Genomic DNA, 24,866 nt, shown 5'->3' with positions numbered 1-24,866 from the left:
GGTAAATGGTAAGTTGCCAAGCTTGCTGCGATGCAGAAACCGTATGGGTGCCACCGCGGAAACGACCCGGGGGTGTGTGACGGCTGCGCGAATTGGACCTCGAACACAACCGCCACACGGAACGCAACAACAGTTGCGGGGATCAGGTAGAAGAAGAGTGCGCCATTGCGCAAGCCCTCTCTCCCGGCCCCGCCAGGAGGAAAACATGAATTCACTCAAATCAACGCTCGCCGGATCGGTTGTATTTGCTGCTTTGGCCACCGCGGCGTTTTCGGCCGATGACACGATCAAAGTCGGCGTACTGCACTCGCTGTCGGGCACGATGGCAATCTCGGAGACTACGCTGAAAGACACCATGCTGATGCTGATCGACCAGCAAAACGCCAAGGGTGGCCTGCTGGGCAAACAGCTTGAGGCGGTCGTGGTGGATCCTGCATCGGATTGGCCGTTGTTCGCTGAAAAAGCGCGTGAACTGCTTACCGTGCATGAGGTGGATGTAATCTTTGGCAACTGGACGTCCGTCAGCCGCAAATCGGTTCTGCCTGTCATCGAAGAGTTGAACGGCCTGCTGTTCTACCCGGTGCAGTACGAAGGTGAAGAGTCATCGAAAAACGTGTTCTACACCGGTGCAGCTCCGAACCAACAGGCCATCCCGGCCACCGATTACTTCCTGGAGGAACTGGGGGTCGAGAAATTTGCTCTGCTCGGCACGGACTATGTCTACCCCAGAACCACCAACAATATTCTTGAAAGCTATCTGAAACAAAAGGGTATTGCTGATGACGATATCTTCGTCAATTACACCCCTTTCGGCCATTCCGACTGGTCCAAGATTGTGGCTGATGTGGTCGCGTTAGGCGCGGATGGCAAGAAAGTCGGCGTGATTTCGACCATCAATGGTGACGCCAATATCGGATTTTACAAGGAACTGGCAGCGGCTGGTGTTTCGGCAGATGACATTCCGGTCGTGGCCTTCTCGGTCGGTGAGGAAGAACTGTCCGGTCTGGATACCACCAACCTCGTCGGTCACCTCGCCGCTTGGAACTACTTCCAGTCGGCGGATACCGAGGTCAACGCAGAATTCGTGGACACCTGGAAAGCCACCATGGGCGATGAACGCGTGACCAACGACCCGATGGAGGCGCACTACATCGGCTTCAACATGTGGGTGAACGCCGCGACCGAGGCCGGTTCGACCGAAGTCGATTCCGTGCGCGCTGCGATGTACGGGCAGGAGTTCCCGAACCTGACCGGTGGCACCGCCGTCATGCTGCCAAACCACCACCTGGCGAAACCGGTTCTGATCGGTGAGATTCAGGAAGACGGCCAGTTCGATATCATCAGCGAAACCGAAGTCGTGCCGGGTGACGCGTGGACTGATTTCCTTCCGGAGTCGGCTGTGCTGGTCTCTGATTGGAAAGAGCTGGGTTGCGGTATGTACAACACCGAGACCAAGACCTGCGTTCAGACCCTGTCGAACTACTAACAGACCACGCAAGGCGGGTTTGTTTGCCCGCCTTGCCACAAAAGACATTCGGGTTTCACCACATGGTACGACTTTTCCTTGCGGGCCTCGCAATCCTGTGCGCCTGCCTGACTGCAAACGCTCAAGAGGTCGGTCTGCAACCGATCCTGCAAGAACATCAGGAGATCATCGCCAAAAGCTCGCGTAAGACGATCAAACCGGCGATTGATGCTATTGCGTCGAGCGGTTTGCCTCAGGCGCAAGTAATGCTTGAGACATGGGCCGCCAAAAACATGTGGATGCGCAAGTCTGACGGTCTGTTCTTCGCTGGCCAGAAAGGTGAGGGGCGGTCGTATGAACTGACCGATTTCGATACAGGTGCGATCGTCGGCACCTTCGAGAAGTCCGAGCTTAAGCAGTTGAAGCCCAACAGCGGTATCCGCGCGATGATTGGGACAGCGTTGGTGCAGTTCCAACTGACCGATCCCAACCGCGCGAAGCGGCTGGCGGCCCTGCAATCCATTCAGCGTGATCTCGAAAGCGCACTATTAGAGCCGCTGCGGGCTTCGATAGACGATGAACCGGACACGGAATTGAAAGCGCAAAAACAGCGGCTTGAACGATTGCTGACGATTGGATTTGACGAAGATACCGCAGCCCGCGTGGCCGCAATCGAAGAAATGTCCGGCGATCTGGGCGTAGATGTTCGTGCCGCTTTGAACCCTTTGGTCGTCACCTCCCGGCACGCCGCTCTCGAATTGCCCACGGACCTGAACGTCGCAGTTATTCTTGAAGCGGGCTCAGAAGTCTTAACGTCCGACGAAGCATATGACTTGCTCGTTGCGGGAAACCTCGCCCCACCGCGTGTTTCAGCGGATGATATCAGAGCGGCACTATCGACTAACATTGTCGGTGGTCGTGTAGGTGACATTCCCGTCGCGCAACTGAGTTCAGATGCAATGCGCGAGCGTGCGTATGCCTCTCTGGCAGAGGCCGGGCTTGTGCCAGCCTTATTCACGGACGCAGACATTGACGCTGCAGTAAACGCGCATGTATTCTTCGAGACCTACAGCGAGTCGTCTGCTGAGGTCACCGAAGCAGCCGAGAAAACTCTGGAACAGATCGAACTGAAGGTCGGCCTGAACCAAACACTCGACCTGACGCTGGACGCGATCTCACTGGCGTCGATCTATTTCCTCGCCGCCATTGGTCTGGCCATCACCTTCGGCGTGATGGGCGTGATCAACATGGCCCATGGCGAGTTTATTATGATGGGCGCCTATACCGGCTACGTGGTGCAACAGTTTATCCCTGACCACACGCTTTCGATCGTCGTGGCAATCCCCATGGCCTTTGCCGTGACATTTGCCATGGGTGTCGCAATGGAGAGGTTGGTGATCCGCTGGCTATACGCCCGGCCGCTGGAGACACTTCTGGCGACGTTCGGTATCTCAATTGCCCTGCAGCAACTGGCCAAGAACATCTTTGGTACACAGGCTCGTCCGCTGACCGCTCCAGGCTGGCTCAACGGGGCGTGGATGCTGAACGACGTGGTCGCGATCAGCTATATCCGCATCGCGATCTTCGTGCTGGCTATGATCTTTCTGGGGCTGTTCCTCTACATCATGAAACGGACCCGGCTGGGGCTTGAGATGCGCGCGGTGACGCAGAACCCGCGCATGGCGGGGTCGATGGGGATCAATCCGGGGCGGGTGAACATGCTGACCTTCGGGCTGGGCTCGGGCATCGCCGGGATTGCGGGTGTCGCCATCGGCCTCTTTGCCAAGGTCACATCAGATTTGGGCAACGATTATATCGTACAAAGCTTCATGACCGTCGTTGTCGGCGGTGTCGGCAACATCTGGGGCGCGCTGGCGGGTGCCGGAATGATCGGCTTCCTGCAGAAAGGGATCGAGTGGATGAACCCATCGAACACCCTCGCGGCGCAAACCTACATGATCATCTTCATCATCATTTTCATCCAGTTCCGGCCAAGGGGCATCATCGCCCTCAAGGGCCGCGCGGCGGGGGATTGAGCCATGGAACGCAGCTTTATCTCCAAGAACCCATCCGTGCTGGTCTTTCTTGCCATCCTGTCCCTGTTCACCCTGAGCGTGACCATCCTGTCCGAGGGTTTCGGGATCGGCGTAATCTCGACCAGTTTCGTTAAAACACTGGGCAAGACCCTGTGCCTGTGCCTGATCGCAGTGGCGATGGATCTGGTCTGGGGCTTCACTGGCATCCTGTCGTTGGGCCACTTCGCCTTTTTCGGGCTGGGCGGCTACATGATCGGTATGTGGCTGATGTACGAGCGTACACGCCTGATCGTGGTAGACTCGCTGGCACAGGCCGAAATTCCACCGACTTCGGCCGAGGTGGTGGACGCCATCGCTACACAAGTCTTTGGCGTTGTCGGATCGTCGGAATTTCCGTTGATCTGGGCGTTTTCCCACAGCCTGACACTGCAACTGATCCTGATCGTGCTGGTCCCTGGTCTACTGGCGCTGATCTTTGGATGGTTGGCTTTCCGGAGCCGTGTCACCGGTGTGTATCTGTCGATCCTGACCCAGGCTATGACTCTGGCGCTGGCCCTGTACCTGTTCCAGAACGACAGCGGCTTGCGCGGTAATAACGGGCTGTCCGGCTTGCAGAACCTGCCAGGTGTCACCGCCTCGCAGGACGTGGTGTCGATCTGGTTCCTCTGGGCTTCAGCACTGGCGCTGGGTCTGGGCTATATGCTGGCCGCATGGATCGTGTCAGGCAAGTTCGGCTCGGTCATCCGCGGCATTCGCGATAACGAGGCACGAGTGCGCTTCCTTGGCTACTCGGTCGAGGTCTACAAGCTGGCCGTCTTCACCCTGACTGCTTGCATCGCAGCCATTGCCGGCGCGCTTTACTATCCGCAAGCTGGCATCATTAATCCCGAGGAGATGGCCCCCATCGCCTCGATCTATTTGGCCGTCTGGGTCGCCATCGGTGGACGAGGCCGCTTGTACGGCGCGGTAGTTGGCGCAGCCTTTGTCAGCCTTCTGAGCACGTGGTTCACGGGCGGGCAGGCCCCGGATATTCCGCTTGGGTTTTATACGATCAAATGGGTTGATTGGTGGCAGGTGCTACTGGGCGTAACTTTCGTGTTGGTTACGTTGTTTGCCCCTCAGGGCATCGGAGGATTGTTCGACTTGTGGACCGATCGCCGCCACCCGGACAGGCATGGGGCAAATTTGGGACCGGGTGACGGCGCTCTGCGAGAGAAGGAGGCCATGGAATGAACACTTTGCTTGAGGTTAGCGGTGTTTCGGTCACTTTCGACGGTTTCCGAGCTATCAACAACTTGTCGTTCCAGATCGGCGACGTTGAGCTTCGCGCAGTGATCGGCCCGAACGGGGCCGGTAAGACTACGTTCATGGACATCATCACAGGTAAAACCCGGCCCGATGAAGGGCGTGTCATCTGGGGAGAGAAATCCCTATCTTTGTTGGGACTTTCCGAAGCAAAAATTGCGCAGGCTGGGATCGGGCGGAAGTTTCAGAAACCAACGGTTTTCGAAGACCAGACCGTGCACGAAAATCTGCTGATGGCGCTTCAGAACAAACGTGGCTGGCTTCACGTGCTTTTCTATCGAACCACCACTGAGGATTTGCAGAAAGTTGAAGATCTGGCTGTCGAAATCGGTCTGCATCAAGACCTAAGCCGCAAAGCTGGTGAACTGAGCCACGGTCAAAAACAATGGCTGGAAATTGGCATGCTGCTGGCCCAGGAGCCACTACTCTTGCTGGTGGACGAACCTGCCGCCGGCATGACACCGCAGGAGCGCGAACACACCACCGACTTACTGGTACAAGCCGCCAAAATCCGTGCCGTTGTCGTGGTGGAACACGATATGGAATTTGTCCGACGCCTGAATTGCAAAGTCACGGTTTTACACGAAGGGTCCGCCTTGGCTGAAGGCAGTCTTGATCACGTGACATCTAACCAGGACGTCATCGACGTTTATCTAGGGCGCTAAACAATGCTGAAGCTGACGGATCTGACTTTACATTATGGGCATTCGCAAATCCTCAACGGGATTTACATGGAAGCCAGACAAGGTGAAGTGACTTGTGTCATGGGGACCAATGGTGTCGGGAAAACCAGCCTGATGAAAGCAATATCAGGTACGCATCTGCGCTCGGGTGGCAATCTGGAACTGGACGGGAAACCTTTGGGTGTCCTGCCTGCTCATCAAATGGCGTGGAAAGGCGTGGCTTATGTTCCACAAGGTCGTGAAATATTTCCTTTGCTCACAGTTCGCGAAAACCTTGAAACGGGGTACGCCTGTCTGGCAGCCAGCGAGCATTTTATTCCAAATGAAATTTTTGACATGTTCCCGGTTCTCAAGCAGATGCAAAACCGTCGTGGAGGTGACCTTTCTGGCGGTCAGCAGCAACAGCTGGCGATCGCGCGGGCACTGATCACGCGGCCACGCCTGCTGCTGTTGGACGAGCCGACCGAAGGAATTCAGCCCAACATCATCCAACAGATAGGCGAAGTCATCCGGCACCTCAGAACCACGAGCGGAATGGCAATCATCCTGGTGGAGCAATACTTTGACTTTGCCTATGACCTTGCCGACAGATTTATCGTGTTGCGACGCGGAGAAGTCTTGATCAACGGCACTAGGGAAGACGTGACACGCGATAAGTTGTTGCAGGCCGTAACTGTCTAAAGCAGATGCTTGAAATGGGTTTCAGGATTGAAGAATGAAACGCAAAACTTGGTTAAATTTAGGCTCGGGATTTGGTTTGATCCTCTGAACACGTTCAATTGAAACTGTATTCTCTTCTGAAATCCCGTCGTTCGGTGTCTCCTTCCTTGAAGGGCAAGTATATTTGATCACATGACGGACTTCATTTCGTGCTGAAGTTCGACGTAGACGCTTTCCCAGCTTTCACCGTATTTCGAGTAATGACGGCTAACTAAAAGTACCCATGTTGTGGAAGGCTTTTGAGTCGCAAATGGCAAAACCTGTGCGCAGAAGAATTTCCGCATGATTCAAAATCAATAGCTTAGCTGTCATTGAGTGGCAAAACTATGTGTCGCCCGACAGTTGGACGTCAGACGAAATTGACCTTTGCGTCATAAACTGACCCAACACCCCCTTTTTCGTTCTCCCGTAGACTGTTTCGTTTGATCTGACTTCCCTTCCGGAAATCAGGGCTGATTTGCAGATCAGACGGCGAAGCCGCCTGTTCCTGCTGATCTGCCACGTGGCGAACGCGGGAGGGGGCGAGGCAATGCTAATCGGCAGGGGTGGTGCGGCCCGCAGGCACGGCCGAGGACACGGCCGGTCTAATAGGGTTGCCCGAGGGGGAGGGCCGCGCCCTCACACTGACGGCCAGAGCGTTTGACCTGTCCAAATCCCGCTGGCCCACGAAAGGAAAATGGTGGGGAAGAAAACCCCACCGCAAGTTGCGATTGTATCATTCTGTCGAACTGAAAAAGTAACAGTCTGGCCACCAAGCTGCCGTTCGCTGCAGTTGCGGCATGGATCCTCAAAAATGGCAGCTATGCGCAGATAGAGAACTTTGCAAATGTTCGTGGGATGTCACTACCGAGCCCAAAGCCTCGGCGTAAATTCCATCACTCTGTCTGCCTTGCAAAATGGTTACGCCCAAGGCTTGTTACGAAGACTAGTAGTCTTCGGTTTTACACCGTTCCCTTCAATTAGCGTTGTTTTAATTGACACAATGCCTTGCATGCGATCCGCTAAACTACGTCATCTGTTTTAGCGCAAGGATTTGATGTCATGCCAGAATCGCTCAACCTGCATAAATTTGAAAACCTAAGTCCTTTCCAAATCAAAGACGAACTTATCAAGTTGGCGCAAAAAGAGGCGCGGCAGATGGCTCTGCCATATCTTAATGCCGGTCGAGGGAACCCTAACTGGATCGCCACTAAAGCGCGGGAGGCGTTTTTCCTTTTAGGGCAGTTCGCTATGGCAGAAGCTCAGCGCCATCGGAATGAACCGCAGGTCGGTTTGGCTGGGATGCCGCAAGGGCCAGGCTGTTATGACCGGCTAAAAGCTTATTGCGCCAAATCGGTTGAAGGAAACGGCCCTCCAGGGGCGGAAACTTTGGTGGCCATAGTGGATTTTGCGATTGAGAGATTTGGTTTTACGCCAGACGATTTCGTGCTTGAGCTGACCGACGGTATTGTTGGCGACCATTACCCGATGCCCGACCGGTGCATGGAGCACAACGAGGCGATTGTCCACGAATACGTCATGTGGGCGATGTGCGCGGGGAACCGACCGGATGCGAAGTTCGATATCTACGCAGTTGAGGGTGGAACCGCTGCGATGTGTTACATTTTCAAGGCACTCAAGAACCAGCGGTTGCTGAATGCCGGCGACACCATTGCGTTGGGCACACCGATTTTCACGCCCTATCTGGAAATGCCGGTACTTGAGGACTACGGGCTGAACACAGTGGATGTATCTTCGAAAGAAGAGGACCACTTTCAACTGAACGACGATGATTTCGAAATTTTGTCCGACCCGAAAGTCAAAGCACTATTTCTGGTCAACCCGGGCAACCCGTCATCAGTTGCAATCAGCCCTGAAGTCACGACTCGGCTTGTCGAGTTCGTAAAGAACCGCCGCCCGGACCTGATCATTCTGACTGACGATGTTTACGGGACCTTCGTTCCAAACTTTCAGTCCATCTTGGGGCACCTGCCTGAGAATACCATCGGGGTCTATTCTTACTCCAAGTATTTTGGTTGTACCGGGTGGCGTTTGGGCGCGATTTTGGTGGCCGAGAACAACATCTTCGACAAGATGATTGCGGAGGCTCCGGACGAAACCAAGGCCGTCGTCAACGCCCGGTACGAAACGTTGACGCCCGATCCATCCTCGTTCAAGTTCATTGACCGGATCGTTGCTGACAGTCGCGATGTCGCGCTGAACCACACCGCAGGTCTATCACTGCCGCAGCAGGTGATGATGACTTTGTTTTCACTGGTCGAGCTTATGGACGAAGAGAAAGCCTATCAGAAATTCTGCTGGGGTATTCTAAAGCATCGCTTTGACGAATTGGTCGAAGGGATGGGCATCGAAGTTCCAGATAACCCGCTATTCGACAAATACTACGGTATCATCGACTTCGAATTCTGGCTCCGTAAATACGTGGGCGAAGAGGTGGTCGAATGGATTAAGGAGAATGTCCACCCGCTAGATATATCTTTCAAACTGGCTCAGGATCACGGGATCGTTTTGCTGAATGGATCGGGCTTTGACGCGCCAAACTGGTCAGCGCGGGTATCGTTCGCCAATTTGGATGACAGCGCTTACCGCCAGATCGGAAGAGCGGTGCGCGCGGTGGCCACTGGTTACGTGCAGGCCTACCGTGCCTCGAAAGGACTGCCGTTGCACGGTTGAGATCTAGCAATAGCAAAGAGGAACGGATCAGCGTGATGGTTGGCACAAACGCTGATCCCACCCTTTCAAGTTAGGACCCCGGTTGTCGCGCCCATTTCCGGTTTGACTTACGGAACAAAAGCCACAACCAACGGTCCCCAGAGCGTCAGGAAGATGTTGGCCACGGCATAGGTCATGGTGAAGGCTGGTGTGGGAGTCGAGTTTCCGGCCTTTTCCAATAGTGTCGCAAAACCGGGATTGCCCGAGCGTGATCCGGTCACAACCGCACAGGCCTCAATCGGGTTTTTTATACGCAGGGCGAAATAGTTGATTGGGAACTGTACGATCATGGGCATCAATGTAACCACTACACCCAACAGCAGCAGCGTGATCCCATATTCCTGAATCGCCTCTAGCGCGGGCTTGCCTGCATTGAGGCCAACGACACCAACAAACACAGCTAATCCAAAGCTCTGAAGGAAATTCGCGGCCCCACGGTTAATACCGCCGATCTTGGGCCGCCGGATGCGCATGTAGCCGATGATCAACCCTGTAACTAGGCATCCGAGGCCGGACCCCAAAGCCACCTTCGTTCCTGCGATGACAAAACTGATCTCTCCTATCAGAAAGCCGATGGCCACGCCGATCCCCAATGCAATGAAATTGGTTACCGAGGCCGAAGGCGGAACGTAGCCCGCAACTTTCGCAACTCGGTTCAGATCGTCCTTGTGACCGACAATACTGACCTCGTCCCCTGCGTGGATCTCAGTGTTGTGCAAGACGGGGACATCATGGCCCATGCGGGTGATCTTTGAGATGTGAACACCGCGCCTTTGATCCGCTGTCAGAGCCTCGCTCAATTCTGCCAACGTTTTGCCGGTCAGTTTGCGGTTGGTGACCACTACGTTTCGACGTTCCTCTACAACCGTCAGTTCAGGAGGATACTCTCCGATTTCACCACTGGCGCTACCCTCAAACTGGGTCAAAGTCGCTACGAGGCCAGAGACGACCACAACGTCTCCTGCATTGACCACTGTTTCAGGATTCGGATCCACAGGAGCGCCATCGTGGAGTAACCGTTCGACGATCAGATCGCCATCATAGCCGCTTTCGATGTCTTTGACGGGTTTTCCGGCAATGGTTGCATCGGCATTTACCTGATAGGCTCGGGCGTCAAACCGGTTCATAGGAAGGAACTCACCTTCCTCTAGTTTGCGACCGCCGCCGCTGAGTTTCTGAGCCAGCTTAATCGCTTCTTGTCGCAGGTCGACACGCATGATGATTGGAATGACACTAACTGCCAATATTGGGCCGATCGAGCCGAAGATATAAGTGACCGAGTATCCCACGGCGATGTTTGTTTTCAACTTTTCCGCCTCATCTGCGGCCAGCCCAAGCAGATCTATGGCATTTCCAGCGGTGCCGATGATTGCAGATTGTGTCAGGCCACCAGCGGCTAATCCAGCCGCCAACCCTTTATCCAAGCCGGCCAACCGAGCAACAACAATAACAAAAAACAACCCCCAGAGGGTCATCATAAACGCGGCAAGTAACTTGGTCAGAGCAGTTCGGTTCAAGGCCGCAAAAAATTGAGGCCCGCCATTATAGCCAACCATAAAAATGAAGAGGGAAAAGAATACATTCTGAACATCGGTGCTAAGGTTGATACCGCCGATTTGGCCAATGAAGACCGCCACCAACAACGTACCGGCGATGCCCCCCAGTTCGAACTTGCCGACCCGAAACTTCCCAACGCCGTATCCCAGACCCAGACAAAGAAACAGTGCCATGATCGGGAAGGCGCGCAGTTGTTCTGTAATCAATTCCATTGTGAAATCTCCCGCGTCCCAACGGTGGTCCTTTCCGTTCAAGATACAGCGCCTTACTGTATTGAAAACAAAAAAATTTAGACGATGGGCGTCGTGCGGACTTTTCGAAAGTACACGGAATAAACTTTTTCAAGGGCAGGTGCATTTGGAACCTAAAAAGCAACTTTTTGGAATGTAGTCACACCATTCACTCTTTGTTTTTGGGGAGTGAGTTTTGGCCATCCCGATGGATTTTTGAGTACCCTTCGGACAAGCTGCAATTACTCACGCAAGTTGCAGCGAACGGCGTTTGTTTTTCTGACCTGCTCTGCAGGAATGAAGCCATAAGTTTGAATCTCGGGCGACTGTGTACAGGATAGCGTCTTCGTAAACGCACTTAAGTCTTCAGTCTCTTTCTCAGGCAATTCCAGTTCCGAGAGTATGGCGGCCTTTTGGACGTGCGACTTTTAGTGGGTCTATTGGAAGACAACCAACAAATTTACGCTGGAGAAAAGACGGTCATCCGGGTTGGCAGCTTTTTCCGCTGACCCGCCAAGTGTGCTTCAAATCCAATGTCCACTTCGGGCTTGATAGGGATCCAGCATGCGGATTTCATCAGGGCCAGCGGTCAAACGCGCCGCACAAATAGGCCGGACAAATGACCGCTACGCAAAACGATCAAAATCACAAAGAAAACCCTTGCAACACCGGAGCTGTCCACAAATTGCATTATCCGCAGGATAGATGTGTCCAGTAAACCGCCTAGATTGGCTTTTACAAAAGATTGCGAAACAACCGATAGTCGGCGACACAGCGCGAGTATTTGTGAAATTTTTTTCAAGTATTGGAACTTTTCTTAAACTTCGTTGACCAAGCGCACGCTCCACCTATGAATAAAGCTGTGCAACAAAATGCGCACACTGAAATTTCTTGCGTTCCTGATGCTGTGGAGGAAAACTATTTCAGGAGCGACGAGCAATCGACCTAGGGAGGAATTCCATGAACTATAAGAAACTCAAGACAGTTCTTGCGTCAACTGCACTCGTCGGCAGCATCTCGGCCGCAGCTCCGGCGGCGGCTGAGGGGGTCATGTGCGAACCCGGTGAGACGTATATCATGAACGTCATGGTCTCGGGCCACCCCTACTGGGTGCCTGTCTACCAGGGCTTCAAACAGGCGGCCGAGGCATTCGGCTGCGAAACGGTATTCTCGGGCACACCCGATTACGATATCACCAAACAAATCGCATCGTTCGAACAGGATCTGGTCAAGACCCCCGCCGGTATCCTGCTGCACCCCATGCAGTCGGACCCGTTCATCGAGCCGATCAACCGGGCCATCAGCAACGGCACCGAGATTGTAACCTTTGCCGCCGACAGCCCAAACTCGGACCGGACCGCGTATATTACGTCGGACAACCTGGCCGAGGCGAAATTTGCCGCCGAAGAGATCGTCAAACAAGTGGGTGACAGCGCGGAATATGCGGTGCTGGAGAACCCGGGCCAATCGAACCACGACCTACGCGTGACGGCCTTGATCGCATACATGGAAGAGAACTATCCGAATATGAACCTGGTCGGACGTCAAGCCACCAATCAGGACAGCAACGCCGCCTATCGCGCTACTGCGTCGATCATTCAGGCCAACCCGAATGTGGCCGCGATCTGGATCCCTGAGGCAGGTTCAGCTGAAGGCGCGGTTGCGGCCAAGCTGGAAGCGAACTCGGACCTGCTGATCATGCATGCGGATGTGACGCCTACAACGCTGGAACATATCAAGGCGGGCAACATTCACATGTCGTTGAACCCCAACCAGGGTGTGCAGGGCTTCATGGGCTTCATGGCGGTGCACCTGGCCAATCGGGCGGATGTCTTTGACCCGTTCAACGACTGGCAAACCAGTGGTTTCAACCCCGTTCAGATCCCGTTCATGGACAACGGCTTTGCCGTCATCACCAAGGACAATGCCGACAGCTTTGACCTGAACGTCTATATGGAAGGCCGCGATCCGGCCTGATCCCCGAAAAGGGTGCTGCCTTGCAATCGAAGGCAACGCCCACCCCAAACGAAACTGGGCGCGATGGTGTCATGCAAGACAATGTGATCCTGAAAATCTCGAACCTCAGCAAGTCCTTTGGCCCAGTCAAAGCCTTGCGCGGCGTCGACTTTGAACTGCGCAAAGGTGAGATACACGCCATCGCAGGCGAGAACGGGGCCGGTAAATCGACTTTGATGAACGTGATCGATGGCATCCTGCAACCCGATGACGGGCAGATCACGCTGGATGGCAAGCCGGTCAAGATCACCTCGCCGACAATGGCACAGCGTCTAGGTATCGGGTTTGTCCATCAGGAAATCGCCCTGTGCCCGGATGTGTCAGTCGCCGAAAACATCTTTATGGCCAAGACAAATGTCAGCAGGTCCTGGCTGATGGATTACAAAAAGCTAGAGCATGAGGCCCGCGACGTCTTTCGCCAGCTCAGCAATATTGATCCGGCCGTTTTGGTCAAGAACCTGTCGATCTCGAACCAGCAACTGGTCGAGATTGCAAAGGCGCTGACCCTTGATTGCCGTATCCTGATCCTCGACGAACCCACCGCCGCACTGACCGAGGCCGAGGCCCAAACCCTGTTCGGGATCATGCGTGATCTGGCGGATCGAGGTATTTCCATCATCTATATCTCGCACCGCATGGTCGAGATATTCGACAATTGCGACCGGGTGTCCGTGTTCCGGGATGGCCAACATATCGTGACGCAGAATGTGGCAGAGATTCAGCCCTCGGACGTGGTCAATGCCATGGTCGGACGGGTGATCGACAATTTGTATCCCGAGAAACAGACCAAAGACGAGAAATCGGACGATATCCTGTTGGATGTGCGCAACCTGACCGAGGCGACGCGGTTCCGCAATGTATCCTTCAGCCTGAAAAAGGGTGAGATTCTGGGCATCGCCGGGCTGATCGGTGCAGGCCGCAGCGAGATCGCCAAGGGTATCTGCCGTCTGGAAGGCGACATCTCGGGAGAGGTCTGGCTGAATGGCGAAAAACTAAACCTGCGCACCTATCAGGACAGTATCGCAAAGGGCATGGTCTACCTGTCCGAGGACCGCAAAGGCGACGGCGTGTTTCTGGACCTGCCGATCTCGGCCAATATTTCGGCCCTGAAGCCCGACCAGGTAGCCAATGGGCTGGGGTTGATTCAATCGGCCTCGGAGGAGGCGCAGGCCGAAGCGCTGGGTCGAAAGCTAAACTTGAAATACGGATCCCTCTCCGATCCGGTGTCGTCGCTCTCAGGTGGCAATCAGCAGAAGGTGGCGCTTGCCAAGATGTTGTCGGTGAACCCGCGGCTGATCTTTCTGGATGAACCGACCCGCGGGGTCGACGTGGGCGCAAAAGCTGAAATCCACCGCATTCTGCGGGATCTGGCGCGGGATGGCGTCGGAATCGTGGTGATCTCCTCGGAGCTGCCGGAACTGATCGGTGTGTGTGACCGGGTGCTGGTGGTGCGCGAAGGGCAAATCAGCGGTCAGGTAACGGATGAGGATATGACAGAAGAAAACATCATGCATCTGGCCTCGGTCATGGATGCGCAGGCCACTGTTGCATGAGCGGAGAAAACAAGATGGACAACACAGTGAATATGGCCCAGGCAAACCCGAGCGACAGCACCTCGCCGCTGAAACGGCTGTTTCGGATACGCGAAACCGGGCTGATCGTGATCATTCTGGGGCTGTTCCTGATCATGTCCTTTGCCTCGCCCTACTTTCTGACCTGGGCGAATATGCGGGCCATGTCGATGGCCTTTGCGGTCGATGGCATTCTGGTGATTGGGATGACGATCCTGTTGATTTCGGGCGGGATAGACCTGTCGGTCGGTTCGGTCACGGCCTTGGCAATGGTGATCGCGGGCTGGCTGTTTCTCAGCGGAGTAGACCCCTGGGTTGCCTCAGCAATTTCCATCGCTCTGTGCACGGGGATCGGAGCTTTCATGGGGTTCTTTGTGACCCGCGTGGGTCTGCATCATTTCATCGTGTCGCTGGCCATCATGGTCATCGCGCGCGGCGCCTGCCTGTTGTTTACCGGAGGACGACCCTTGGGCCTCTATACCCTACCGCCGGAGTTCAAGTTCATCGGGCAAGGCAGCATCGGACCAGTCCCGATTGTAATCATCATCTTTCTGGTCTTTGTGATAGCCTTTGATTTCATGCTGCGTCGGACGACCATGTTCCGCAAGGTGTTCTACACCGGCAGCAACGAAAAGGCCGCCGCGTATTCCGGCATTCGGACCAAAAAGGTCATCTTCCTGACCACCACCCTGTGTTCGACCCTGTGCGGGATCGCCGGGATCATCTACATGGCGCGGTTCGGCTCGGCCCAGCCCACCTTTGGTCTGGGGCTAGAGCTGACGATCATCGCCGCCGCCGTGATTGGCGGGGCCAGCCTGAATGGCGGCTCGGGCTCGATCCTGGGTGCGATCCTCGGGGTGATCCTGCTGTCGCTGGTGTCCAGCTCGCTCGCCCTGCTGGATGTGTCGGTCTACTGGCAGGATATCATCCGCGGCTCGATCTTGCTGAGCGCGGTGACTATCGATCATTACCTCAACAAACGGCGGCGGTAGACCATGACGGATAAACAAAAGGACTTTGAACTGATCCGACAGATCCACACGGTGCTGATCTTGCATTTCATCGAAGGTCAGAAACAGTCGGACATCGCCAAGGCGCTGAACCTGTCGACGTCCAAGGTGAACCGGCTGATCACGCAGGGCCGCCGCATGGGTATGGTGAAGATCGACATCGAAACCCCGTTCCAGACGTTGATGGATCTGGAGCGCGAGCTGGCACAGACCACCGGTCTGAACGATGCAGTGGTGACGCCCTCGGTGTCGGGCAGTGTCGAGACGACGCTGCAACAGGTGGGACGCGCCGCTGCGGGTCGTCTGGTCGAGACCCTGCGCGACGGTGACGTGATTGCGATTACCGGCGGCAAGGCCGTCAGCGCCGTGGTGGAAAGCCTGGCTCCTGAACAATCCTTTGACGTGACCGTTGTGCCGCTGACCGGCGGGGTTCAGGGCAAGTATTACACGGACGTCAACCATCTGGCGACGCAGATGGCGGAACGTTTGGGCGGTCAGACGATGCTGATGCATGCGCCGCTGTTTGCCGAAAGCCAGCAACAGCGGGACATGCTGATGGACGTCGCTTCGATCCGCGACGTACTGAATCTGGCACGGCGTGCGAATGTGGCGCTGGTCGGGATCGGTTCGATAGAGCCGGAATGTTCAAGCTATTACGACCTGCATCCCGTACCGGATGCGGATCGCAAGATGCTGATTGGGATGGGTGTCGTGGCCGAGTTTCTGGCGCATCTGATCCACAGCAACGGCGCTGTATCGAACTACGCTCTGAACTCGCGTCTGGTCGCATTGCCGCCAGGTGATCTGGCCGAATGCACAAGGGTGATCGGTGTGACCGCAGGCCCGCTTAAGGTGCAGCCGATCACTGCGGCGCTGAACGGTAAATTTTTGGATTCACTGATTGTCGATGAAGAGACCGCCAAGGCGGTTCTGGAAGAAATGGAAGGAACGCAGAATGTCGCATGACATGCTGACACGTGAAATCGGCACGTCCGGGATCGAGGCCTCGGCCATCGGGCTCGGCACCTGGGCCATAGGCGGCTGGATGTGGGGTGGCACAGATGAGGCCAAATCCATCGCCGCAATTCAGGCCTCGGTCGATGCTGGCGTGACCCTGATTGATACCGCCCCGGCCTATGGGCAAGGCGTGGCCGAGGACATCGTGGGCAAGGCGCTGAAAGGCCGTCGTGATCAGGTGGTACTGGCCACCAAATGCGGGCTGGTTTGGCACACGCAGAAAGGCAACCACTTCTTCGACTATGACGGCCGACCGGTGCATCGCTATCTGGGCAAGGATGCGATCATTCATGAGGTCGAACAAAGCCTGACCCGTCTGGGGACCGACTATATCGACCACTACATCACCCATTGGCAGGACACGACGACACCGGTGGCCGAGACGATGGAGGCGCTGGAGATGCTCAAGCAGCAGGGCAAAATTCGCTCCATCGGGGCCAGCAATACTTCGTCGGACGACGTTCGCGCCTATGTCGCCGCCGGTCAGCTGGACGCCATTCAGGAAGAATATTCGATGGTCAAACGAGACATCGAAAGCAGCCTGCTACCCGTCTGCAGCGAGAACGGGGTTTCGGTGCTGAGCTATTCCTCGCTGGCGCTTGGCCTGTTGACGGGCAAGGTCGGCCCCGACCGGGTCTTTACCGGCGATGATCAGCGCAAGGACAACCCGCGCTTTTCGCAGGGCAACCGGGAAAAGGTGGCCGAGTTGATGAAAACCATAACGCCGATTGCCGAGGCGCACGGCGCGACGCCAGCGCAGACGGTCATCGCCTGGACTGTTCAGCAGCCGGGCATCACCTTTTCACTGTGTGGGGCGCGGGATGCGACGCAAGCGGCTGAAAACGCACGGGCGGGCCAATTGCGCCTGTCGGGTGAAGATATTGCGACAATCGATCAACAAGCAAAACACCACCTGAGCGATCTGGACGCCTGATCCCGGATCAAAACCAAAACACAAAGACCATTGAAACAATGTTTCAATGAACAGGAGAGTTATGTCCGATCAACGGGAACAGAACCTGGCCACCCTGCGCAGCGATGCGGCCTATGACGCGGTCGTCATCGGCGGCGGCGTGAACGGCATCGGCGTCTATCGCGATCTGTCCCTGCAGGGTTTGCGCGTTCTGTTGGTAGAACGGAACGACTTTTGTTCAGGCTGCAGCGCCGCGCCGTCCCGGATGATCCATGGCGGGCTGCGCTATCTGGAAAACGGTGAATTCGATCTCGTGCGCGAGTCCTTACGCGAACGCGATGCTCTACTGGAAAGCGCACCGCATTTGGTGCGCCCGCTGCCCACAATGATCCCGATCACCTCTCGGTTCTCCGGAATGCTGAACGCGGCGGCCAGCTTTGTGGGCTGGAAGGGAAAACCTGCCAGCCGGGGTGCGGTTCCGATCAAACTGGGGCTGTCGCTATACGACTGGGTAACGCGTAGCCGCCGGGTTTTGCCGCGCCACGGGTTCAACTCGGCCGCGCAGACGCGGCAGACCTGGCCCGATCTGACGCCCAAGGCCACACGGTCGGCTGTTTATCACGACGCATGGATCAGCCACCCGGAACGCCTGTGCATCGAAATGCTACGCGACACCGCACGGGCCAATCGCGCCTCAGTCGCGCTGAATTATGCTGAGCTGGACCAGCGGGACGGCACCTATCACCTGCGGGATGTGCGCACGGGTGTGACGCTCCCGGTTCGGCCAAAGGTCATTGTCAACGCCACCGGCGCGTGGCTGGACGACACGATCCGCACGCTGGGCAATGGGCTGGACAAGCCACTGGTGTCCGGCACCAAGGGCTCTCACTTGATCATCGACAACCCTGACCTGCTGAAGGCACTTGGCGGACATATGGTATATTTTGAGAATACCGATGGCCGGGTGTGTATCGTGTTCCCCTATCTGGGCAAGGTTCTGGCCGGGTCGACGGATATCCGGGTTGAACGCGCCCGGCGGGTGCGCTGCGAAGATGAGGAAAGGGACTACATCCTTGAATCGCTGCGCCTTGTGTTCCCTGACCTGACGTTTTCATCCGACGACGTCGTGTTCAGCTATAGCGGTATCCGTCCCCTGCCTCACAGCGATCATGATTTCACCGGGCGGATTTCCCGCGGCCATTACACTAGGCGCCTGGATGGAGAGGTGCCGCAATTCTGCATGATCGGTGGCAAATGGACCACCTTCCGCGCCTTTGCCGAACAAACAGCCGATGAGGTGCTGGCCGAATTGGGCAAAACCCGACGCCAGTCCACACTTGGCAGTGCCATAGGTGGCGGGGCCAGTTTTCCTGCACAACCGGCAGTTCTGGAAGAGGAATTGGTGCGCCACTACCAACTCAGCACTGAACGCGCCGCGCATTTGGTGGCTCACTACGGTACGCAAGCCCGACAAGTGGCCCAAGGCAGTCCGGCGATGGCGGACACGCCCCTGGCCCCCGGTTGCCCATACACGCACACGGAAATCCGACTGCTGCTGCGTGAGGAATATACTCAAACGCTCTCTGACATCGTGCTGCGCCGGACATCGCTGGCCATTACCGGCGGGATATCGATGCAGGTCATCGACACTCTGGCCGATCTGCTGGCGCAGGAGCGAAACCTGTCCAAACAAGACCTAAAACATCAGCGCAAGGTGCTGATCAATGAATTGGCGGAGTTTCACGGCGTATCCGCCAAGACGCTGACCGCCAGAAATATCAAACGGAGTGAAGAATGCGCATTAGCAGCAAAGCCCGCATGAACCGAATGTTCACCAATGGTGGATGTCTCGACGTTGCAGTTGATCACGGGGTCTGTAACGAGCCCAGCTTTATGGTCGGTCTGGAAGACATGCCTGCAGTCATGAACACATTGATCGACGCCAAACCGGATGCGATCCAATGCGCCTATGGGCAAGCAGATCTGTTGCAGAACCGCCCGGAAAAAGACAAGCCAGCGCTGGTCATGCGGATCGACATGGGCAACCCGTACAATGATCAACGCCACCGTGTGATGTGGTCAATGCTGCAAAACGCTGATGAACCCATCATCGGTGCGCTGGAAATGGATGCGGCGGCCGTCGTGGTGAACCTGTTCATGCTGCCGGATGAACCCGAACTGTTTCGTCAATGCGTCGAGAACATCTCACGCGTTCGGGCTGCGTGCGACAAATACGGGATGCCGCTGATGATCGAACCTCTGGTCATGCTGCCAAATGACATTCGCGGCGGCTATCAGGTGGACGGAAACGCGGAAAAGATTGTGACCCTGGTGCGTCTTGCCTCGGAAATGGGGGCGGATATCATTAAGGCCGATCCAACCGAGAACGCGCAGGATTTTCACCGCGTGATCGAGGCGGCCCGGGTTCCGGTTCTGGTTCGCGGCGGTGGCAAAGAGGACCTGAAGACTGTTCTGGAAAAATCGGCGGCCTTGATGGCGCAAGGCGCGCAGGGCATGGTCTATGGACGCAACATCTATCAGCATGACTACCCAAAGGCGGTTGTGTCGGCCCTGATGGCGATGATCCACAACGGCGCAAACGGCGAGGAAGCCTGGGATATCTACAACCGTGGCTGAGAAGAGCACATTTTTTCTGGGACTGGACGCCGGGAACACCGTGATCAAGGCCGTCCTGTTTGATCAGGACGGGCATCAGGTTGCGGTGCACGCGCTGGACGGGCAGTCCTCGACGCCCGAGCCGGGATTTGTCGAACGTGACCTGAATGAGCTTTGGGCCAACGCGCGTGACGCAATTGGCGGCTGTATCGCCAAGGCTAGCATTCAGGCGGATCAGATTGCCGGTGTTGGATGTGCGGGCCATGGCAACGGGCTCTATCTGCTGGATCGGGCAGGGAGCCCGCTGATCGGTATTCAATCGCTGGACACCCGTGCCGCGGATCTGGCGGCACAGCTTTCCGCGGCCAACGGGGATAGATTGCACGAGATTTGCCTGCAATACCCCTGGCCCTCGCAAACTCCGGTTTTGCTGGCCTGGATCAAGCGGCACCGGCCCGAGATTTACGACCGCACACAGACCATAATGCTGTGCAAGGACTTCATCACCTTCAAACTGACCGGTCAGCGAGTCAGCGATCTGTCTGACATGTCCGGCTGCGGTCTGACCCGAATGCCGGACTGTGTCTATGACGACGAGCTGCTGACGCTCTATGGTCTGTCGGATGCGCGCGAATTCCTTCCGCGTCTCATCGACCCCGGAGAGGTTGCCGGTGCTGTGACCGACGAAGCCGCCGCCGCAACCGGCCTGGCACCCGGAACCCCGGTGATCGGCGGGTTTTTCGACGTGATCTCAAGCGCCATGGGGTCAGGTGTGGTTGCCGCGGGCGAGGCTTCGATCATCGCCGGAACCTGGAGCATCAATCAGGTGTTCTCAGCAGCGCCGGTCAACGACCGGAACGTCTTTATGGCCTCGTGCTTTGGCCAGGATCGTTTCGTCAATATCGAATCCAGTGCGACATCGGCGGCCAATCTGGAATGGTACGTGCGCGAGCTGGTTGAACGCGGCGGGCATCACGATGACCCGTTCGGTTATTGCAATGCGCAGGTCGGGCGGGTAACACCCCGGGCAGATGATCCGTTCTTTCACCCCTTCCTCTATGGCTCAGGTCAGGGCGCATCGTTCCGTGCCGGGTTTTACGGGCTGGCTGGCTGGCATGGCGAAGGCCATATGCTGCGCGCCCTGTTCGAAGGTGTGATGTTCGAACACCGCCGCCATATCGGAGTACTGGAACAAGCGGGTGTTTCGCTTGATCGGGCCATTCTTTCGGGTGGTGGTTCGCGCAGTCCGCATTGGCCGCAAATGTTTGCCGATTGTTTGGGTTTTCCGATCACCGTGGCCGAAGCCCGCGAGACCGGCGCTCTGGGCGCGGCTATCGGCGCGGCCCGTGCTGTGGGCGAGGTAGGAACCTATGAGGAAGGGATCGCCCGGATGACACGCGTTAAACAGGTTTTTGAACCCGACCCGGGCATGCACACCCACTATGGCGACCGATACGACACTTATCTGGATCTGATCGAAACGATGCAGGGCTTCTGGTCGCGCGCGCACATGCGGCAAGACCGACCCTGAAACTACGCTATGATCGGCACACAAATAACAGGCAATCGAGATTGACCATGACACAGGCAACACGCCTTGATGGCGACTATGACTATATCATCGTCGGGGCCGGGACCGCGGGATGCGTGCTGGCAAACCGGCTGACCGAAGACCCCGACACGCGTGTATTGCTGCTAGAGGCCGGAAAATCCGACAATTACCACTGGGTGCATATACCGGTGGGTTACCTCTATTGCATCGGCAATCCCCGCACCGACTGGATGATGAAAACCGCGCCCGAGCCCGGCCTGAACGGGCGGTCTCTAGTCTATCCGCGTGGTAAGGTGCTCGGGGGCTGCTCGTCGGTCAACGGCATGATCTATATGCGCGGGCAAGCGGCGGATTACGATCACTGGCGACAGATGGGCAATACAGGCTGGGGCTGGGATGACGTTCTGCCCTATTTCCTGAAATCCGAGGACCACCACGGCGGCGACACCGATGTGCATCGCAGCGGGGGTGAGTGGAAGGTTCAGAAACAAAAGCTCAGCTGGGACATCCTGAAGGCGGTTCAGGACGGAGCAAAAGAATTCGGTATTCAGCCGCGCGACGATTTCAACGATGGCGACAACGAAGGGTCGGGTTTTTTTGAAGTGAATCAGAAGAACGGCGTGCGTTGGAACACCGCCAAAGCCTTTCTGCGCCCGGCCTCTAAGCGCCCGAACCTGCGGGTGATAACCCAGGCCACCAGCGACCGCCTGATCCTGGACGGTAAATCCGTGCGCGGCGTCCGGTTTCGCCACAAGGGGCGAGTGTTGGAGGCACTTGCGGGGCATGAGGTGCTGTTGACTGCGGGTGCGATAAACTCACCAAAGATATTGGAGTTTTCAGGGATCGGTCGCGGCGATGTGCTCAGTTCGCTGGGCATCGACCTTCTGCACGAAAGCAACGGCGTCGGAGAGAACCTGCAGGACCATCTGCAGATCCGAACCGTGTACAAAGTGAAGAACGCTAAAACGTTGAACACGATGGCGAATTCCATCTTGGGCAAGGCTCGGATTGCTTTGCAATACGGGCTGACCCAATCAGGCCCAATGTCGATGGCACCCAGCCAATTCGGGATGTTCACCAAATCCGATCCCGCGCTGGAAACGCCGGATCTGGAATATCACGTCCAGCCTTTGTCAACCGACAAGCTAGGCGATCCGCTGCATCCCTTTCCCGCCATCACCGTGTCAGTCTGTAACCTGCGTCCCGAAAGTATCGGCAGCAGCCATATCCAAAGCCGCGACCTGGATCAGCAACCCGATATCCGGCTGAACTACCTTTCCGCTGCACGGGATCGATCGGTTGCCGTCAAGTCGGTCCAACAGACCCGCCGGATTATGACGGCCAAAGCACTTGAACCTTACCAGCCGCAAGAGATTCTGCCCGGCCCGGCCATTCAGGATGAACCGGATCTGATAAATGCCGTCGGAGATATCGCAACAACGATCTTTCACCCGGTTGGTACGTGTAAAATGGGACAGGACGACAAAGCGGTCGTGGATCCGCAATTGCGTGTAGTGGGTGTGACGGGACTGCGCGTCGTAGATGCATCGATCATGCCAAAGATCGTGTCGGGAAATACCGCCTCTCCGGTCATTATGGTCGCCGAGAAAGCAGCTGACCTAATCAGGAAATCCAGGGCATAACGGGGTTAGGTTTGGAAAGTGGATCCGCTGCGACCCTGTTTCAGGGAGCGTCTGCACAGAGTATTCCCTGGGTTTTCTGTGATGTGAGCGATGATAGATGCCCCACAAGTATCAATGATACCTGTCGGGACAAGTTTGAAAAAGCACGGTATCGGGTGGTGAATGCATTAGAGTTCAACGAAAGCCTTCGGCAACGCGGTGACTTGACGACTTGGGTTTCAGGTGATCTGGCCAAGACATGGTCGCCGCCACGGTGCAGGTCTCGCTGAGGATAGGCGATTTATTCGGACGTAGCGATCGAGATTTGCCTCACTTTGTGGGTCGTGTTTCGGCTTGCCTTGAGACAATCGCTGGGCTTTATGCGATCGCTTTCCAAGCTGATGGCTGGATCTTGTGGTGCCGGATTACTCGACGCGATCACGATGCGGTAAGGGGCTGATAGTGGCCCCAAACCGGCGCGCTTCAGAAAAGCCGATCACCCTGAGTGTGGATAGTACCGATCTGAAAATTCATACCGACCGGAGCCGGCATGAAGAAAAGCACGGTGCTAAGAACACCTGCCAAACATGCCGCAAACTCCACATCTCCCTTGACCCAGAAACCGGCGATATCGCCGCGGAGGAGTTGACCACTGAACATGCGGGCGATGAAACTGCTGTCCCGGATTTGCTCGCCAGCATTGAAACCGGTGTGGGCTGTTGCTTCGCGGAAGAACGCGGTTCACGGGGCGAATGCACAGCGCAATCAACACATCACGGCCATCGCCGAACATGGTAGAATGAATTGGCAAACCAAGGCAGGATACAATCAAAGGTCAAAGGTTGAAGCCCAGATCGGCAGTTGGACACAAGTACTCAGCAATCGCCTGCAAGCGTGCGATTTCGACAATCAAAGATCTGAAGCGAAAATTGCATCAACAGCGCTCAACCGCATAGCAGCTCTCGGTCGTGCGGCGTATGAGCGGGTCTTCTGAAGTGATGGACAATGGGGTCAATCCGCCTCAATCGTGATCCATGCAACACGGTCGCGGGGCTCTTTGGCAAACAATGCCTGTGAATTAATTTTCTGTATCTACGTCCGAAACCAGACGCATGCCGAGGTGTGCCGGGGGTGCGCCGACGGCGCAACCGCCTCGTGCTGGATCGCGCACGAGGAAAGGCACCGCTGCGACATGCTCACCACCGACAAAAAAGGCGGGGCATCGATCAGGGTCGATGTCTTCGCTTGCCCCAGCATAACAGTCCTGAGTCCATTCCCAGACGCTGCCGTCCAGATCAGCGATCCCGTGCAGTGATATCGAAAAGCTGCCTTGCGGTTTCAGTGCACGTGGAGCGAGCCCTTCGGTGAGATAACTTGAGGCCCATGTTAGTGATGGGTCGGTAAAGATCGGGTCGGGATCTTCAGGCAGAACTGACAATGCCATGTGGTTCCATTCCGCTCTTGTCGGAAGGCGGAAATCGTGACTAGTGGAGGCATTGATCCAACGCAGGTACTCGCTCACGTCTACATAATTGAGCCCGGTAGCGGGTGTTGTGGCCGGGTCGAGACCCGACCGGGTGTGTAATTTCAGCGTACAACCACCGTTTTCGTGGCACAGATTCCATTCAGTGACCGTCACTTCGTGGCGTTGAACGTAGAGCGTTTCACCGCCGGGAAAAATGACCGGATTATCGGCCATTTCGGGCATCAGTTGTGTTCGAAAGAGTGGCCCATTCAAAAACAACACACCCGCACAGATGACCACTGCCACACTCAGACCTGCCCAACCTAGATTGGTTGGATTGGTGATCCGTTGCATGGCAGTGGCTTTCATGATTTGA

Annotated in this window: 19 protein-coding genes and 1 pseudogene; 18 read left to right on the top strand and 2 right to left on the bottom strand. The window is 56.1% G+C overall.

Going from position 1 to position 24,866, the window contains the following annotated elements; all coding sequences use genetic code 11:
* Positions 1 to 205: 205 nt before the first annotated feature.
* The 6 genes from urtA (at position 206) to AC2FFH_RS20015 (ending at position 8,882) form a co-directional block, all read left to right on the top strand.
* Positions 206 to 1,486 (top strand): urea ABC transporter substrate-binding protein, encoded by a 1,281-nt coding sequence (gene urtA / locus AC2FFH_RS20040; protein ID WP_496769457.1) that lies wholly within the window; start codon positions 206 to 208, stop codon positions 1,484 to 1,486.
* A 62-nt stretch (positions 1,487 to 1,548) separates the two neighbouring features.
* Positions 1,549 to 3,501: an urea ABC transporter permease subunit UrtB gene (gene urtB, locus AC2FFH_RS20035; protein ID WP_496769455.1), complete on the top strand. Its 1,953-nt coding sequence runs from the start codon at positions 1,549 to 1,551 to the stop codon at positions 3,499 to 3,501.
* Between the two features lie 3 nt (positions 3,502 to 3,504).
* Positions 3,505 to 4,734 carry an urea ABC transporter permease subunit UrtC gene (urtC, locus tag AC2FFH_RS20030; RefSeq protein WP_496769453.1) on the top strand — a complete coding sequence of 410 codons (1,230 nt, stop codon included), beginning with the start codon at positions 3,505 to 3,507 and terminating at the stop codon, positions 4,732 to 4,734.
* Positions 4,731 to 5,471, top strand: coding sequence for an urea ABC transporter ATP-binding protein UrtD (gene urtD, locus AC2FFH_RS20025; protein WP_496769451.1), 741 nt, complete (start codon positions 4,731 to 4,733; stop codon positions 5,469 to 5,471). Before urtC ends, urtD begins: the two co-directional genes overlap by 4 nt.
* 3 nt (positions 5,472 to 5,474) lie before the next feature.
* A complete protein-coding gene (urtE, locus tag AC2FFH_RS20020) occupies positions 5,475 to 6,170 on the top strand; it encodes an urea ABC transporter ATP-binding subunit UrtE (protein WP_496725652.1) in 696 nt (231 codons plus the stop codon).
* A gap of 1,080 nt (positions 6,171 to 7,250) precedes the next feature.
* Complete coding sequence (locus tag AC2FFH_RS20015; protein WP_496845175.1) at positions 7,251 to 8,882, top strand: bifunctional aspartate transaminase/aspartate 4-decarboxylase; 1,632 nt, start codon at positions 7,251 to 7,253, stop codon at positions 8,880 to 8,882.
* Between the two features lie 107 nt (positions 8,883 to 8,989).
* Here AC2FFH_RS20015 and aspT read toward each other — a convergent pair whose 3' ends face one another.
* Entirely contained in the window at positions 8,990 to 10,690 is a 1,701-nt protein-coding gene (gene aspT / locus AC2FFH_RS20010) for an aspartate-alanine antiporter (protein ID WP_472722274.1), read from the bottom strand.
* 978 nt (positions 10,691 to 11,668) lie between these two features.
* On the opposite strand from aspT, the gene AC2FFH_RS20005 reads away from it, so the two are divergent.
* The 12 genes and pseudogenes from AC2FFH_RS20005 (at position 11,669) to AC2FFH_RS19950 (ending at position 24,019) form a co-directional block, all read left to right on the top strand.
* A complete protein-coding gene (locus tag AC2FFH_RS20005; protein ID WP_496845174.1) occupies positions 11,669 to 12,685 on the top strand; it encodes a substrate-binding domain-containing protein in 1,017 nt (338 codons plus the stop codon).
* A 20-nt stretch (positions 12,686 to 12,705) separates the two neighbouring features.
* Positions 12,706 to 14,277, top strand: coding sequence for a sugar ABC transporter ATP-binding protein (locus tag AC2FFH_RS20000; RefSeq protein ID WP_496845173.1), 1,572 nt, complete (start codon positions 12,706 to 12,708; stop codon positions 14,275 to 14,277).
* A gap of 14 nt (positions 14,278 to 14,291) precedes the next feature.
* Positions 14,292 to 15,287, top strand: coding sequence for an ABC transporter permease (locus AC2FFH_RS19995; RefSeq protein ID WP_496845172.1), 996 nt, complete (start codon positions 14,292 to 14,294; stop codon positions 15,285 to 15,287).
* 3 nt (positions 15,288 to 15,290) lie between these two features.
* Positions 15,291 to 16,271, top strand: a complete 981-nt coding sequence (locus AC2FFH_RS19990; protein ID WP_496845171.1) for a sugar-binding transcriptional regulator — start codon at positions 15,291 to 15,293, stop codon at positions 16,269 to 16,271.
* Positions 16,261 to 17,256, top strand: a complete 996-nt coding sequence (locus tag AC2FFH_RS19985; RefSeq protein WP_496845170.1) for an aldo/keto reductase — start codon at positions 16,261 to 16,263, stop codon at positions 17,254 to 17,256. Before AC2FFH_RS19990 ends, AC2FFH_RS19985 begins: the two co-directional genes overlap by 11 nt.
* 61 nt (positions 17,257 to 17,317) lie before the next feature.
* Positions 17,318 to 19,057, top strand: a complete 1,740-nt coding sequence (locus tag AC2FFH_RS19980; RefSeq protein WP_496845169.1) for a glycerol-3-phosphate dehydrogenase/oxidase — start codon at positions 17,318 to 17,320, stop codon at positions 19,055 to 19,057.
* Positions 19,030 to 19,872, top strand: a complete 843-nt coding sequence (locus AC2FFH_RS19975; RefSeq protein ID WP_496845168.1) for a class I fructose-bisphosphate aldolase — start codon at positions 19,030 to 19,032, stop codon at positions 19,870 to 19,872. The genes AC2FFH_RS19980 and AC2FFH_RS19975 overlap by 28 nt, the downstream gene beginning before the upstream one ends.
* Positions 19,865 to 21,382: an FGGY-family carbohydrate kinase gene (locus AC2FFH_RS19970; RefSeq protein WP_496845167.1), complete on the top strand. Its 1,518-nt coding sequence runs from the start codon at positions 19,865 to 19,867 to the stop codon at positions 21,380 to 21,382. The genes AC2FFH_RS19975 and AC2FFH_RS19970 overlap by 8 nt, the downstream gene beginning before the upstream one ends.
* A gap of 47 nt (positions 21,383 to 21,429) precedes the next feature.
* Complete coding sequence (locus tag AC2FFH_RS19965; RefSeq protein WP_496845166.1) at positions 21,430 to 23,046, top strand: GMC family oxidoreductase; 1,617 nt, start codon at positions 21,430 to 21,432, stop codon at positions 23,044 to 23,046.
* Positions 23,047 to 23,324: 278 nt separating this feature from the next.
* A complete protein-coding gene (locus AC2FFH_RS19960; protein WP_496845188.1) occupies positions 23,325 to 23,477 on the top strand; it encodes a transposase in 153 nt (50 codons plus the stop codon).
* Positions 23,440 to 23,670, top strand: a pseudogene (locus AC2FFH_RS19955) (hypothetical protein); the annotation flags it as partial. The gene AC2FFH_RS19960 and the pseudogene AC2FFH_RS19955, both read left to right, overlap by 38 nt.
* 22 nt (positions 23,671 to 23,692) lie before the next feature.
* A complete protein-coding gene (locus AC2FFH_RS19950; RefSeq protein WP_496845189.1) occupies positions 23,693 to 24,019 on the top strand; it encodes a hypothetical protein in 327 nt (108 codons plus the stop codon).
* Positions 24,020 to 24,103: 84 nt separating this feature from the next.
* Here AC2FFH_RS19950 and AC2FFH_RS19945 read toward each other — a convergent pair whose 3' ends face one another.
* Positions 24,104 to 24,859 (bottom strand): formylglycine-generating enzyme family protein, encoded by a 756-nt coding sequence (locus AC2FFH_RS19945; RefSeq protein ID WP_496845165.1) that lies wholly within the window; start codon positions 24,857 to 24,859, stop codon positions 24,104 to 24,106.
* Positions 24,860 to 24,866 lie beyond the last annotated feature (7 nt).

It is taken from the genome of Ruegeria sp. YTSC003, from assembly GCF_059609785.1.
The sequence above is the reverse complement of the archived record's forward strand: the minus strand, read 5'-3'. Positions and strand labels throughout refer to the sequence as shown.

Excerpts from the sequence above, each read along its gene's own strand:
- urtA (WP_496769457.1), top strand. The coding sequence starts at position 206 with ATGAATTCACTCAAATCAACGCTCGCCGGATCGGTTGTATTTGCTGCT.
- urtB (WP_496769455.1), top strand. The coding sequence starts at position 1,549 with ATGGTACGACTTTTCCTTGCGGGCCTCGCAATCCTGTGCGCCTGCCTG.
- urtC (WP_496769453.1), top strand. The coding sequence starts at position 3,505 with ATGGAACGCAGCTTTATCTCCAAGAACCCATCCGTGCTGGTCTTTCTT.
- urtD (WP_496769451.1), top strand. The coding sequence starts at position 4,731 with ATGAACACTTTGCTTGAGGTTAGCGGTGTTTCGGTCACTTTCGACGGT.
- urtE (WP_496725652.1), top strand. The coding sequence starts at position 5,475 with ATGCTGAAGCTGACGGATCTGACTTTACATTATGGGCATTCGCAAATC.
- AC2FFH_RS20015 (WP_496845175.1), top strand. The coding sequence starts at position 7,251 with ATGCCAGAATCGCTCAACCTGCATAAATTTGAAAACCTAAGTCCTTTC.
- aspT (WP_472722274.1), bottom strand. The coding sequence starts at position 10,690 with ATGGAATTGATTACAGAACAACTGCGCGCCTTCCCGATCATGGCACTG.
- AC2FFH_RS20005 (WP_496845174.1), top strand. The coding sequence starts at position 11,669 with ATGAACTATAAGAAACTCAAGACAGTTCTTGCGTCAACTGCACTCGTC.
- AC2FFH_RS19995 (WP_496845172.1), top strand. The coding sequence starts at position 14,292 with ATGGACAACACAGTGAATATGGCCCAGGCAAACCCGAGCGACAGCACC.
- AC2FFH_RS19990 (WP_496845171.1), top strand. The coding sequence starts at position 15,291 with ATGACGGATAAACAAAAGGACTTTGAACTGATCCGACAGATCCACACG.
- AC2FFH_RS19985 (WP_496845170.1), top strand. The coding sequence starts at position 16,261 with ATGTCGCATGACATGCTGACACGTGAAATCGGCACGTCCGGGATCGAG.
- AC2FFH_RS19980 (WP_496845169.1), top strand. The coding sequence starts at position 17,318 with ATGTCCGATCAACGGGAACAGAACCTGGCCACCCTGCGCAGCGATGCG.
- AC2FFH_RS19975 (WP_496845168.1), top strand. The coding sequence starts at position 19,030 with ATGCGCATTAGCAGCAAAGCCCGCATGAACCGAATGTTCACCAATGGT.
- AC2FFH_RS19965 (WP_496845166.1), top strand. The coding sequence starts at position 21,430 with ATGACACAGGCAACACGCCTTGATGGCGACTATGACTATATCATCGTC.
- AC2FFH_RS19950 (WP_496845189.1), top strand. The coding sequence starts at position 23,693 with ATGAAACTGCTGTCCCGGATTTGCTCGCCAGCATTGAAACCGGTGTGG.
- AC2FFH_RS19945 (WP_496845165.1), bottom strand. The coding sequence starts at position 24,859 with ATGAAAGCCACTGCCATGCAACGGATCACCAATCCAACCAATCTAGGT.